Source organism: Cereibacter johrii (genome assembly GCF_001720585.1).
In the GTDB taxonomy this organism is placed as follows: domain Bacteria; phylum Pseudomonadota; class Alphaproteobacteria; order Rhodobacterales; family Rhodobacteraceae; genus Cereibacter_A; species Cereibacter_A johrii.
Window position 1 is genome coordinate 16,464 of record NZ_MABH01000033.1, and the last position, 12,968, is coordinate 29,431.

Annotated in this window: 11 protein-coding genes; 6 read left to right on the forward strand and 5 right to left on the reverse strand. The window is 67.9% G+C overall.

Annotated elements, in window-relative coordinates; genetic code table 11:
- Positions 1-9 precede the first annotated feature (9 nt).
- The 3 genes from A9O63_RS01755 to A9O63_RS01765 form a co-directional block, all read right to left on the reverse strand.
- Positions 10-1,518: a tripartite tricarboxylate transporter permease gene (locus tag A9O63_RS01755; protein ID WP_069330383.1), complete on the reverse strand. Its 1,509-nt coding sequence runs from the start codon at positions 1,516-1,518 to the stop codon at positions 10-12.
- Positions 1,512-1,997 (reverse strand): tripartite tricarboxylate transporter TctB family protein, encoded by a 486-nt coding sequence (locus A9O63_RS01760; RefSeq protein WP_069330384.1) that lies wholly within the window; start codon positions 1,995-1,997, stop codon positions 1,512-1,514. Before A9O63_RS01760 ends, A9O63_RS01755 begins: the two co-directional genes overlap by 7 nt.
- A gap of 147 nt (positions 1,998-2,144) precedes the next feature.
- Positions 2,145-2,963: an IclR family transcriptional regulator gene (locus A9O63_RS01765; protein WP_084295514.1), complete on the reverse strand. Its 819-nt coding sequence runs from the start codon at positions 2,961-2,963 to the stop codon at positions 2,145-2,147.
- A 173-nt stretch (positions 2,964-3,136) separates the two neighbouring features.
- Here A9O63_RS01765 and A9O63_RS01770 point away from each other — a divergent pair, with 173 nt between their 5' ends.
- Positions 3,137-4,828 carry a dihydroxyacetone kinase family protein gene (locus tag A9O63_RS01770; RefSeq protein WP_069330385.1) on the forward strand — a complete coding sequence of 564 codons (1,692 nt, stop codon included), beginning with the start codon at positions 3,137-3,139 and terminating at the stop codon, positions 4,826-4,828.
- 492 nt (positions 4,829-5,320) lie between these two features.
- Here the strand turns inward: A9O63_RS01770 and A9O63_RS01775 are convergent, their stop codons facing one another.
- Both A9O63_RS01775 and metC read right to left on the reverse strand, forming a co-directional pair.
- Positions 5,321-5,977 (reverse strand): GntR family transcriptional regulator, encoded by a 657-nt coding sequence (locus tag A9O63_RS01775; protein WP_227471843.1) that lies wholly within the window; start codon positions 5,975-5,977, stop codon positions 5,321-5,323.
- A 143-nt stretch (positions 5,978-6,120) separates the two neighbouring features.
- Complete coding sequence (metC, locus tag A9O63_RS01780; RefSeq protein ID WP_069330387.1) at positions 6,121-7,287, reverse strand: cystathionine beta-lyase; 1,167 nt, start codon at positions 7,285-7,287, stop codon at positions 6,121-6,123.
- A gap of 115 nt (positions 7,288-7,402) precedes the next feature.
- On the opposite strand from metC, the gene A9O63_RS01785 reads away from it, so the two are divergent.
- The 5 genes from A9O63_RS01785 to A9O63_RS01805 all read left to right on the forward strand — a co-directional run.
- The gene (locus tag A9O63_RS01785; protein WP_069330388.1) at positions 7,403-8,440 is read left to right on the forward strand and encodes an amino acid ABC transporter substrate-binding protein; all 1,038 of its coding nucleotides are present in this window, start codon (positions 7,403-7,405) and stop codon (positions 8,438-8,440) included.
- Positions 8,441-8,528: 88 nt separating this feature from the next.
- Positions 8,529-9,725, forward strand: a complete 1,197-nt coding sequence (locus A9O63_RS01790; RefSeq protein ID WP_069330389.1) for an amino acid ABC transporter permease — start codon at positions 8,529-8,531, stop codon at positions 9,723-9,725.
- A 4-nt stretch (positions 9,726-9,729) separates the two neighbouring features.
- Positions 9,730-10,842: an amino acid ABC transporter permease gene (locus tag A9O63_RS01795; RefSeq protein ID WP_069330390.1), complete on the forward strand. Its 1,113-nt coding sequence runs from the start codon at positions 9,730-9,732 to the stop codon at positions 10,840-10,842.
- A 22-nt stretch (positions 10,843-10,864) separates the two neighbouring features.
- Positions 10,865-11,632 carry an amino acid ABC transporter ATP-binding protein gene (locus tag A9O63_RS01800; RefSeq protein WP_009563569.1) on the forward strand — a complete coding sequence of 256 codons (768 nt, stop codon included), beginning with the start codon at positions 10,865-10,867 and terminating at the stop codon, positions 11,630-11,632.
- 58 nt (positions 11,633-11,690) lie between these two features.
- A partial coding sequence (locus A9O63_RS01805; protein ID WP_069330391.1) for an MmgE/PrpD family protein occupies positions 11,691-12,968 on the forward strand: 1,278 nt, incomplete at its 3' end.

A 12,968-nucleotide genomic window follows, 5' to 3' on the forward strand; every position in this document is an offset into this window, starting at 1 on the left:
GGTGAAACCTCAGCTCGCGCCGGGACGCGCAGCCCTCCTCTCGCGCAGGGCGCCGATCACGCGGCTGCCCAGGACGACGACCCAGACCGCAATGGTGACATAGGCCAGCCAGGATCCGATCTGACGGTCGAAGAACACCGAATAGTCGCCCTGCGCCTTCAGCATCGTGGTCATGAATGTCTGTTCGATCAGCGGCCCTAGGATCAGGCCGAGGATGGCCGGCGCGAGCGGGATGCCGTTGGCGGCAAGGAACCAGCCCAGAACCCCGAAGATCGCCGCCATTGCCACCGCGATGATCGTATTCTCGACCGAGAAGGCGCCGACGATGCAGAAGAGCAGGATCAACGGCGTGATATAGACCGGCGGCAGGCGCAGCACCGCACCGAAGGCCCGGACCATCAGGATCCCCAGGGGCACCATGGCGATGTTGGCCAGGAAGAAGATCGCGAAGATCGTGTAGATCGTGGCGGGCTGGTTCATGAAAAGCGTGGGGCCGGGATTGATGCCCTTGATGAACATGACCGAGATGACGATGGCCGAGATGGCGTCTCCCGGGATGCCGAAGACCGTCGCAGGGATATAGGCTCCTCCGAGGCTGGCATTGTTGGCGGCACTTGCCACGGTGATCCGCTCGAGCGCGCCGTCATCGTCCATCCGGCGCCCGCGCTTCGATCCGCGACGGGCCACCGCATAGGAAATCCAGGCCGCGATGTCCGATCCCGCGCCGGGCAGGATCCCCACCACGGTGCCGATGAGGCTGCCCTTGGTCACGCCCACGCGATGGCTCCACAGGCCCCGCAGGCTGACCCTCAGGATCGGGCCGACGGGCGGCAGCTTCTGCCGGGTTTCGGTCGGGATGCAGGCGTTGCGCATCAGTTCCGAGATGGCAAAGAAGCCGATCAGCACCGGGATCAGCCCGAAGCCGCCGAGAAGATCGACCGACCCGAAGGTGAAGCGGGGAATGCCGCTGGTCGGATCCATGCCCACGGTGGCCAGCGCCAGACCGAAGAACAGCGAGAGCAGCCCCTTCACGAGTGAATCGCTCGTGACCAGCGTGGCGCAGCTCAAGCCCATCAGGCCCAGCCAGAAATACTCCACCGAGCTGAAGGACAGGGCGACGCTTGCCAAGGACGGGGCCGCCAGCGAAAGCACGAGGGCGCTGAACAGACCGCCGACCGCCGAGGCCATGACCCCCGCGCCCAGCGACGAGGCGGCCTTGCCGCGCATCACCAGCCCGTAGGCATCCTCGGTATAGGCGGCTGAGGCGGGTGTCCCCGGCATGCGCAGAAGCGCGCTGGGAATGTCGCCCGCAAAGATCGCCATGGCCGAGGCCGTCACGATGGCCGCCACGGCCGGGATCGGATCCATGAAGATGATGAACGGCACCAGCAACGCGCTCGCCATCAGGGCGGTCAGCCCGGGGATCGCGCCGATGACCAGCCCGTAGAGCGCCGCGGCGAACACCACGAAGATCAGGAACGGGTCCAGCAGATTGCTCAGGACGGTGGAGATCACCATATGAACCGCCCCGAGATCGGTGCCAGCACGCCCCAGGGCAGCGGCACATGCAGGATCGAGGCGAAGATCATCGTGACGACCACGATCATCACGAGGCCGACGATGGCCGCCCGCAGCGGCGCAACGCCTCCCACCACGAGCATCACCACGAGGATCGTCAGGCCCGTGAAGAGGAAGCCGAGGCGGTCGGCCGCGACATAGTAGAACAGGCAGGCGGCAGGAATGACGGCCAGATTGAGGATCAGTCGCCGATGTCCCAGCCAGGCCGGCCGCTCGACGATCGGAGCGGAACGCCAGCGCAGGAGACCCGCAATCGTCTGAATGCCCCCGCAGACGATCAGGCCCGCCCCCATAAGCGTCGGGAACAGCCCCGGCCCGTAGCTCAGATGGCGGGGCTTGGGCAGCCCGGCCGAATAAAGAACAATCCACAGGCCCAAGGCGCAGAAGACTGCCCCCAGGACGGCGTCGTTAAGCTTCATGAGCTTCCTCCGATCCCCAGCCGAGGGAGTGCGCGCCCGGCGCGCAACCCTCCTCAGCCCCTCCTGAATAAGGGATAGATCGGATCGCAGAATGCGTCAATCCGTATTGTGGAATAAAGATGCTTGTAGTTGGAACATGTTCTGAAATCAGCCGAGCCAGCCCAGTTCGGTGGAGATCCGGTCCGCCGTCGCGGTCACGAGGCCGGACAGCCCCAGAAGCCGCGCCTGCTGCATCCGCGAGGTCGGCCCGGACACGCTGATGGCCGCGAAGACCCGGCCGCGCGAGTCGCGGATGGGGGCGCCGACGCACTGGACACCGATCTCGTTCTCTTCCAGATCGAACGCGAATCCCCGCTTCCGGATCAGCTCGAGATCCGCGGTCAGCGCCTCGATGGAGCAGAGGGTATGTTCGGTGCGCCGCTCCAGCCCCTCCTCGGCCGCGATTCGCCGCAGGACATCCGGCTCCTGAAAGGCCAGGAACGCCTTGCCGACGCTGGTGCAATGGACCGGCGCCGCCTCGATCACCGTCAGGGTCGTGTTGCGGACATCGCCCATTTCCTCGCGCTCGATACAGACCATCTGGCTGCCGTCAAACATATGAAGATGAACGATTTCCCCGGTGATCTGATGCAGCGACAGCACATGGGGATGGGCATGGCGGTTCAGGTCCAGATTGGCCATGACCACGCTGCCGTAGTGGAACATCCGAAGCCCCAGACGGTAGTCGCCGCGCCGTCCGTCCTGATCGATCAGGCCGATATCGCGCAGCGAGGCGACGATGCGGTGAATGGTCGTGCGCGGCATGCCGGTGCGCTCGACGATCTCGGTCAGCGACAGCGACCCGCGCGTCCGGCTGAAGCAATCCAGCACACGCGCCATCTTGTAGAAGGACTTCGCCCCTCCGTCACCTCCGGTCAGGACACCCTCGGACCCATCGATCGGCGGATTTTGCGTGGCGTCGTTCATTTCTGCTCCCTTGCCTTTCCTTCTCACTCACAGATCCCTGTCCGGCGTCAAGCCACCCGATCCCGGGGAAATCCGGGTGTGGCGGCGCATTCTGTTGACCTTCCACCATGTAGGTGAGATTTACTAGGCGATACATGCACTATATTCCACATGGTGGAAATCCGGGAGGGAAAATGAAGAAGCTCATCAACAGCCCGCGGCGGGTCGTGCCCGACCTTCTTGCCGCGATGGTTGCTCAGGATCCGTCGCTCTGCCTGCTGGAGGGCGAGAATGTCCTCCTGCGCGCGGACATCCCGGAAGATCCGGCAGACCGTGCCGTGGCCCTGATCTCGGGCGGCGGCAGCGGTCACGAGCCCGCGCATGGCGGCTATGTGGGCAAGGGCATGCTGTCGGCGGCGGTCGCGGGCGACGTGTTCACCTCTCCCAGCGTCGATGCCATCCTGTCCGCGATCCTCGCCAGTGCCGGGCCGGCAGGGGCCCTGCTGATCGTCAAGAACTACACGGGCGACCGGCTGAACTTCTCGCTGGCCGCCGAGCTGGCGGCGGCCGAAGGCATCCCCTGCGAGGTGGTCTTCGTCGCCGACGACGCGGCCCTGCGCGATCTGGTCAGCCGCGACCGCCGGCGCGGCCTCGCCGGGACCGTCCTTGTCCACAAGGCCGCGGGGGCCGCGGCCGAAGCGGGTCTCTCCCTGTCGGAGGTCGCCGCCGTCGCGCGCGGCGTGGCCGACGATCTCGTGACGATGGGGGTCGGCCTCGGCGCCTGCATCGTTCCCACCGCCGGTCAGCCCAGTTTCGAACTGGGCGACGAGGAGGTGGAATACGGCCTTGGCATCCACGGCGAGAAGGGGGTCGAGCGCGGCCCGATGGCCGATGCCGCCACGGTCACCCGCCGCATCCTCGACACGCTGGAGGCCGAGATGGGCGCCGCGCTGAAGGGTCCGCTCGGGCTGATGGTGAACGGGCTGGGCGCCACCCCCCCGATGGAGCTCGGCATCGTCGCGGGCGAAGCTCTGGCCCAGCTGAAGCAGCGTGGCGCGGATGTCCAGCTGATCTGGACCGGAAATTTCATGACCGCGCTGGAAATGCCCGGCGCATCGATCACCCTGCTGCCCCTCGATGCCGAGCGCCGCAAATGGCTGGAAGCCCCGACCGGCGTCCGCGTCTGGCCGTCATCGGCCACGGTGGGCATGGCCGGCAGATCGGTGCAGCTGCCCCGCCCGGCCGAGACCATCCCGGAGATCGCGCCCGGTCCGTTGACGCCCGTGCTGAAGGCCGCTGTTGAACGGGTCGCCGCCGCCTTGATCGCGGCCGAGCCTCATCTGACGGATCTGGACAGCAAGGCGGGCGACGGCGACCTGGGCGCCAGCATGTTCCGCGCCGCCGAGGCGATCCGGGCGCTTCCCGAGGCGGCCTACAACCACCCGGCGCAGCTCTTCGTCACGATGGCGGCCACCCTCCGCCGTGCCATCGCCGGCAGTTCCGGCCCGTTCTATGCAACGGCGTTGATGCGGGCGGCCCGGCCGCTGGAAAAGGAGGAGGTCCCCTCCGCCGAAGCGTGGGACGCCGCTTTCGCAGCCGGTGTGGCCGCCGTCAGCGCGATCGGAGGCGCGCAGCCCGGGGACCGCACGATGGTGGATGCGCTGGATCCTGCACTGAAAGCCTGGGGCGAGCAGCGCGCCGCCAATGCCTCGCTGCAGGAGGCCCTTGCGGCAGCCGCGAAGGCCGCCAAGTCCGGAGCGGACGCCACCGCCCGGATGACGCCGAAGCTGGGCCGCGCCAGCTACCTCGGCGCACGCGCCGTGGGGACCAACGACGGGGGCGCGGAGGCCGTGGCATACTGGCTGGCGGCCCTGGCGAAAGCCTGACTCCCAGACCGGCGGGCAGCCTGCTTCAGCGGGCCAGCCCGCCGGTCCCGGCCTGACAGCGACCATGGCCGGCTCTGCGCCTCTCCCGGCACATCGCCGCGTTCAGGACCGGATTGCGACCTGCTGGGCCGGGCTTCGTGCCCAGCAACCCTGTCCGAGGGAAAGCGGCCATGACGCCCTGTCCGTGGCCAAAGCCACCGTCCCTCGGCGCCATCGCGTCCTTCGGGCCTTCGTCCGACCTTCCCAACCTCTGACCGCACAAGGCAGTGACCGCTCGGCAAGGCGCCACCGGTGCCGACCGGTGGCTGCGTCGTCAGGTCTTGCGAGACACGCATCCTGGATACGTCGGGCTTCTCTCGCGCCCGCTCCGCCCGATCCCGGATCAGTCGCAGGCAGCATGGATGCTGAAAAACGCTTCCGGGCGGTGTCGGCGCCCCTTCGGCACGGCCAGAGCTCCCGCTTGCCTGTCCGTCCTGCCCCCCTTGCGGACAATTATTTCAGATGCGTCGCTTCCTGTTCCGACATCATCTTCAGCCGGATCCGGAAGCCCGAGGCGATATGGTGTCGCGCGGCCTTCTCGGCCCGATCGCCGTCGCCCGCCGCGATCGCCTCCACGATCTCCTCATGCTCGGCCTGCGCCTCCGCGACCCGGCCCGCCGACGTGTAGGTGGAACCGGGCAGGAGGCTCAGATGAACCCGCAGATTGCCGAGCGCCTCGATCATGAACTTGTTGTGCGAGGCCTGCACGATCTGCCGATGCAGGATCTTGTTGCGTTCGCGAAGCCTGCCGGGATCGTCGAGCGCGCGGTCCGCCGTCACCATCTCGCGCAGGAGGCTCGCCTCGGCGCGAGAGGCATGTTCCGCCGCGAGCCGCGTCGCCATCCCCTCCAGCCCCTCGCGCACGGCGAAGAGCTGACGGAGCTGGTCGTAGCTCAGATGGGCGATGATGAGCCCGCGCTGCGGCCCGTGCTCGGCCAGCCCCATCGCATGAAGCCGGTGCAGCGCCTCGCGCACCGGGGTCCGGCTGATGCCGAGCCGCTGCGCCAGATCGGTCTCGGTCAGGCGGCTGCCCGGAGGCAGATCGCCCGCCTCGATGAGATCCATCAGGTGATCCAGCGGATTGCGCCGCACGGTGGAAGACTCGGACATGTGCTTCATGCGTTCTGGATGGCCTTTCCGGCGCCGGCCGGACGAGTGTGAGAAAGGGTCGCGATCCCTCCTGTATACAAATGTTCCCTCAGCTCCGCCAGCAGGTTGCGCGCCGTTCTCCGCAACCCCGCCGGCGGAGGAAATCATTCCCTCAGCCGGTCGAAGGCTGCGCGCAGCTCGGCGATCAGGTCCGCGGGATCCTCGAGGCCCACATGGATGCGCACCGTCTGCCCGCCCGGCGCCCAGGTGGTGGCGCTGCGGTAGACAGAGGGGTTCGAGGGCACGAGCAGGCTCTCGAAGCCGCCCCAGCTCGATCCCATGCCGAAGAGACTGAGGCCGTCGAACATCCGCCCCAGCGCCGGCCGGTCTGCGGGCCGCAGGACGAAACCGAACAGGCCCGAGGCGCCGGTGAACTGCTGCCGCCAGAGCGTATGGCCCGGATCGCCCGGCAGGCCCGGATGCATCACGCGGCACACCTCCTCCTGCTGGAGCAGCCAGTTCGCGACCTCGAGGCCGCTCTGGTGATGATGCGCCATCCGCACGGCCATGGTGCGCAGCCCGCGCAACGCGAGGAAGGCATCGTCCGCCCCCACGCAGACGCCGAACCGCAGATAGGTCTCGCGCAGCCGGTCGTACTGCTCGGCCCGGCAGGCGATGGTGCCGAGCAGCAGGTCGGAGTGGCCGGAAATGTATTTCGTCCCCGCCTGGATCGAGATGTCGACACCCTGCGTCAGCGGCTGGCAGAAGTAGCCGCCGCTCCAGGTGTTGTCGATCGCGGTGACGATTCCGTGCCGGCGCGCCACCTCTGCGATGGCCGGGACATCCTGCACCTCGAAGGTCTGCGAGCCGGGCGATTCCATCCAGATCAGCTTCGTCTCGGGCCGGATCAGCGCCTCGATCCCCGCCCCCACCGTCGGGTCGTAGTAGGTCGTCTCGACGCCGAACTTGCGCAGGGTGAATTCGCAGAACTTGCGCGCGGGCCCGTAGGCGCTGTCGGTCATCAGGATATGGGCGCCGGGCTCGGCGAAGCTCATCAGGATCGTGCTGATGGCCGAGACACCCGAAGGGGCGAGCAGCGCACGGTCGGCCTTCTCGAGCGCGCAGACCGCATCCTCGAGCGCATGGGTGGTGGGCGTGCCGCGCCGACCGTAGCGCAGCTTGGTGCCCTCCTTTGCCTCGAGCGCCGCGAGAGTCGGAAAGAGAATGGTCGAGGCCCGATAGACCGGCGTGTTCACCGCGCCCAGATGGCGCGAAGGGTCCCGGCCCGCATGGGTCAAGATCGTGTCATATTTCAATTTTTCGTCGTCCATGTCTGTCGTCCTGCCCTCATTGTTCCCTGTTGCGAACATTACAAAACATATGTATACAATGCTTCAAGGGGCGTCAATCGATGCAACAGCAGCCCCGCAACAGAGAGGGAACGAGATGAACCAGACACACGCGACCGGCCTATCCGTCCTTGCGGCCCTCCTGCTCGCCGGAGCGGGCACCGCCGCCTTTGCCCAGTCGGGCGATACTCTGGCCGCGGTGAAGGAGCGGGGCGAGGTCCTCTGCGGCGTCCATCCCGCGCGCCACGGCTTCGCGGCCCCCGACAGTCAGGGCAAGTGGAGCGGCTTCGAGGTCGATTTCTGCCATGCCATCGCGGCTGCCGTGTTCGGCGACGCGAACAAGGTGCGGTTCGTGGCGCTCTCCTCGCAGCAGCGCTTCCCGGCGATCCAGTCGGGCGAGGTCGATGTGCTGGCGCGAAACGTGACCGCCACGCTCAGCCGCGACACGGCGCTGGGGCTGAACTTCGCGCCGCCGATCTTCTATACCGGCACGGGCTTCCTCGTGCGCGCGGCCGACGGGATCGAGAAGGTCGAGGATCTGGACGGCGCGGCGATCTGCATGGCGCCGGGCTCCACCACCGAGCGCAATGTGGCGCAGATCTTCTCGGCCCGCGGGCTCAGCTACACGCCGGTCGTGATCGAGAACAACAAGCAGCTGGTCGATGCCTATGTCACCGGGCGCTGCGACGCGCTGACCAAGGACAAGGCGGCGCTTCCGGGCGTGCGGGCCTTCGACACCGAGGCCCCCGGAGACCATGTCCTGCTGCCCGGCATCTATTCCAAGGAGCCGCTCGCCATGGCCGTCCGTCAGGGCGACGACAAATGGTACGATCTGGTGAAATGGGTGACCTACGCCACCTTCAACGCCGAGGAACTGGGCGTGACCCAGGCCAATGTCGACGAGATGAAGGCCTCGGACGATCCCGACATCCAGACCCTTCTGGGCGTGATCGGCGACAACGGCACGAAGCTCGGCGTGGCCAACGACTGGGCCTATGCGGTCGTGAAGCAGGTCGGCAACTACGAAGACATCTACATGCGCCATTTCGGGCCCGACAGCCCGGTGGCGCTCGACCGCGACCAGAACCAGCTCTGGACCGACGGCGGGCTGCTCTACGGCTTCCCGATGCACTGAGGCCCTGCGGCCCCTGCTCCGCGGCCCGCGTCCCCGATCCGTCGGGGGCGCGGTCCAAGCCTGCCCTCTCCTCGAACGGGGACGACACATGACCGATGCCAACCCGGGCCTGCGGGGCAAGCGCCCCCGGCGCAGCCCGAAGGACATCCTCTACAGCGAGAGCTTCCGCACCGCGGTCTATCAGATCGCGCTCGCGGCGGCGGTGGCGCTGCTCGGCTTCTACCTCTACCAGAACGTCGTCGAGAACCTCGCCCGGCAGAACATCGCCACGGGCTTCGGCTTTCTCGAGCAGGTCTCGCAGTTCGAGATCGGCGAGACGCTCATCGCCTATTCCGCGCGCGACACCTACGGCCGGGCGCTGGCCGTGGGGCTGATGAACACGCTCTCCGTCTCGGCCGCGGGCATCGTGGTGGCGACGGTCATCGGCTTCTCGGTCGGCATCGCGCGGGTCTCGAGCAACTGGCTGCTCCAGCGTCTCGCCACCGCCTATGTCGAGATCGTGCGCAACATCCCCGTCATCCTGCAGGTGATCTTCTGGGCCGCGGTCATCCGCAACCTGCCCGCGCCGCGGCAGGCGGTCGAACTCTGGGGGCTGGGGTTCCTGTCGAACCGCGGGCTCACCTTCGCCATGCCCTCGGCCCATGCGGCCCATCTGTGGATGCTGGCCGCCCTCGGTGCAGGCATCGCGCTCGCCATCCTCGCCAGCCACAAGGCCAAGCGGCACCGCGAGGCCACGGGCCGCTACATCGACATGCTCTGGCCCTGCGTGGGCCTGATCGTGGGGCTGCCGCTTCTCGTCTGGCTGGGCTTCGGCGCGCCGCACGAGATCAGCTTCCCCGAACGCCGCGGCTTCAACTTCGCGGGGGGCGCCACCATCAGCCCCGAGTTCGTGGCGCTGATGACGGGCATCTCGCTCTATTCCTCGGGTTTCATCGCCGAGATCGTCCGGGCCGGCATCCAGGCCACCCCGCGCGGTCAGGTCGAGGCCGCCCGCTCGATCGCGCTCCGGCCCCGCTTCATCCTGCGCTATGTCGTGCTGCCGCAGGCGCTGCGCGTGATCGTGCCGCCGCTGACCAGCCAGTATGTGAGCCTCATCAAGAACAGCTCGATCGCCGTCGTGATCGGCTACCCGGATCTCGTGAACATCGGAAACACGGTGATGAACCAGACCGGGCAGGCGGTGGAGGCCATCGCGGTGATGATGCTCGTCTATCTGATCGTCAGTCTCGCGACCTCGCTCCTGATGAACCTCTACAACCGCCTCGTCGCGATCAAGGAGCGGTAAGCCCATGTCCTCCGTCCCCTCCTCTCCGCTCGCGGCCCCTGCTGCCGCAGCCTACGATCCGGACGCGCGGCTCTCGGCGCTGGCCTGGCTCAGGGCGAACCTCTTCAGCTCGGTCTGGCAGAGCCTGCTCACCCTGGCGGTGGCCTTCGTCCTGATCCGCTTCTTCTGGTTCGTGCTCGACTGGGGTGTCGTGAATGCGGTGTTCTACACCACCGACCCCGATGTCTGCCGCGCGGCGACGGGCGCCTGCTGGGCGGTCATCGCCGAGAAGCACCGTCCCATGCTCTTCGGTCTCTATCCCTACGACGAGCACTGGCGGCTGGTGCTGATGATGGCGATCTATCTCGGGACCGTGGTCCTCTCGCTCTGGCCGCGCTGCTGGAACCTGCGCTTCCTCGTGCCGCTCTGGATCGTCTCGAGCCTGTCCATCGGCGTCCTGATGTTCGGCGGTGTCCTGGGCCTGCGCTACGTTCCCACTTCGGAATGGGGCGGTCTGCCGCTGACCATGCTGCTCTTCACCGGCACGGTGCTGATCGGCATGCCGGTGGCGGTGCTGCTGGCCCTCGGCCGGCGGGCGCCCCTGCCCGTGGCGCGCGGTGTGTCGGTCGTCTTCATCGAGGCCCTGCGCGGCGTGCCGCTCATCACCATCCTCTTCGTGGCCGTGAACGTCTTCCCGCTGTTCCTGCCCGCGGGCGTCGAGGTGAACAAGCTGCTGCGCATCACGGTGGGGATCGCCATCTTCTTCGCCTGCTATCAGGCCGAGGTGATCCGCGGCGGTCTTCAGGCGATCCCGCGCGGGCAGTACGAGGCCGCGGCCTCGCTCAGCCTCAGCTACTGGCAGACCACCCGCCGGATCATCCTGCCGCAGGCGCTGCGCATCAGCCTGCCCGCCATCACCAACCACATCATCGCGGCGATGAAGAACACCTCGTTCGTCATCATCATCGGCCTCTTCGACATCCTGACGGCCACCACCGCCGTCATGCAGGACCCGCTGTGGCGCAAGTTCTACATCGAGGCCTACCTGTTCGTCGCGGCGGTCTACCTCTTCTTCGGCTACGCGCTCTCGCTCTATGCGCGGCAGGTCGAGAAGTGGATCGCGTCAGGCCGGATCTGACGGCCCCCCTTCGGAGACAATCATGACCCAATCCGCCAAGCCCGGTCCCTCCGCCGATCCCGTGATCCGCATGTCCCATGTGTCGAAGTGGTACGGCCACTTCCAGGTGCTGCACGACGTGAGCCTAGATGTCCGCAAGGGCGAGCGCGTCGTCGTCTGCGGCCCCTCCGGCTCGGGCAAGTCCACCCTCATCCGCTGCATCAACCGCCTCGAGGTGCACCAGTCGGGCCAGATCTTCGTCAAGGGTCTGGAGATGACGGACAATGTGAAGAACATCGACACGATCCGCCGCCACATCGGCATGGTGTTCCAGAACTTCAACCTCTTCCCGCACCTGACCGTGCTCGAGAACCTGACGCTCGGGCCCATGCTCACGCGGCAGATGAAGAAGTCGGCCGCCGAGGATCTGGCGATGCATTTCCTGCGCAAGGTCCGCATCCCCGAACAGTCGGGCAAATATCCGCTCCAGCTCTCGGGCGGCCAGCAGCAGAGGGTGGCCATCGCGCGCTCGCTCTGCATGGAGCCCGAGATCATGCTCTTCGACGAGCCCACCTCGGCGCTCGATCCCGAGATGATCAAGGAGGTGCTCGACACGATGATCGAGCTGGCCGAGAGCGGCATGACCATGATCGTGGTGACGCACGAGATGGGCTTTGCCCGCACCGTGGCCGACAATGTCGTGTTCATGGCCGACGGCCGCAAGGTCGAGAGCGGCCCGCCCGAGGAGTTCTTCGGCAACCCGCGCGAGGAGCGCACGCGGGCCTTCCTCGACCAGATCCTCAAGCACTGACGGCTGCGGCCGGGCCCGCGCCCCCGAGCGGGCCCGCCCCCCGAACAGGAGTTCCCCCGTGACGTCCCTGACGCCCCGACTTTCGGCCTGCGCCGCAGGCCTGTCTTTCCACGACCTTCCGCCGGAGGTGCGGGGCTGGGCCGCGCGCACGCTCGGCGACACGATCGGCTGCGCCATCGCCGGCGCCGACGAGGAGGTGGTCCGGCACCTGACCGCGGTCCTGCCGCAGGCGCCCGGCCCCTCGGCGCGGCTCGGGCAGGCCGGACGGCTCCATCCGCTCGATGCGGCGCAGATCAACGGGGTGGCGGCCCATGCGCTCGATTTCGACGATTGCAACCTCGAGATGGACGGCCATCCCTCCGTCTCCATCGTGCCCGCGCTGCTCGCTCTGGGCGACCGGCTCGATGCGAGCGGCGCGGATCTGATGACGGCCTATGTGGCGGGCGTCGAGGCCGAGATCCGCCTTGCGCGCCTGTCCAACCCGGCCCATGCCGACCGCGGCTGGCATCCGACCGTCACCTTCGGGGTGATCGGGGCCGCGGTGGCCTGCGGGCGGCTGCTCAGGCTCGATGCGGCCCGGATGGCCGTGGCCATCGGCATCGCCGCCTCGGCCGCGGCGGGCCTCAGGGCCAATTCCGGCACGATGACGAAGCCGCTCCATGCGGGACAGGCCAACCGCAACGGCCTGCAGGCGGCGCTTCTGGCCGAGGCGGGCGTTACCGCCAATCCCGCGGCGCTCGAGCACCGGTTCGGCTTCATGGCGGCCTTCAACGGCGGGGGGCCCGCGGACATGTCCCCTGCCCTCGCGGGCTGGGGCCGCGACTTCGCCCTGCTTTCGCCGGGGATCGCGATCAAGCAATATCCCTGCTGCGCCTTCGTCCATTGCGCCATCGATGCGGCAGCGCAGCTGCGCGCAGCCATCGGCGCCACCGCCATCTCCGGGGTCGAGGTCGCGCTCCACCCTCGGCGGCTGAAGAACATCGACCGGCCGGAGCCGCGCGACGGGCTCGACGCGAAATTCTCGACCCAGTATCTCGCGGCCCGGGCGCTCCTCACCGGCACCGTGGGCCTCGCAGACTTCGAGCCGCCCGCGCTCGAGGACGGGCCCACGCAGGCGCTGGCCGCCCGCGTCCGGCTCGCGGCGCACGAGGCCGCAGACCTCTCGTTCGGCCGGGTGACGGTGACGCTGGCCGACGGACGCAGCCTCTCGGCCGAGGCGAGCGTCGCCATGGGCCGCGGCCCGGACAATCCGATGACCGAAGAGCAGGTCCGCGCGAAATTCCTCGACTGCGCCGGACGCGCGCTCGCCCCCGCCGCCGCGGCCGAGCTGCACGAC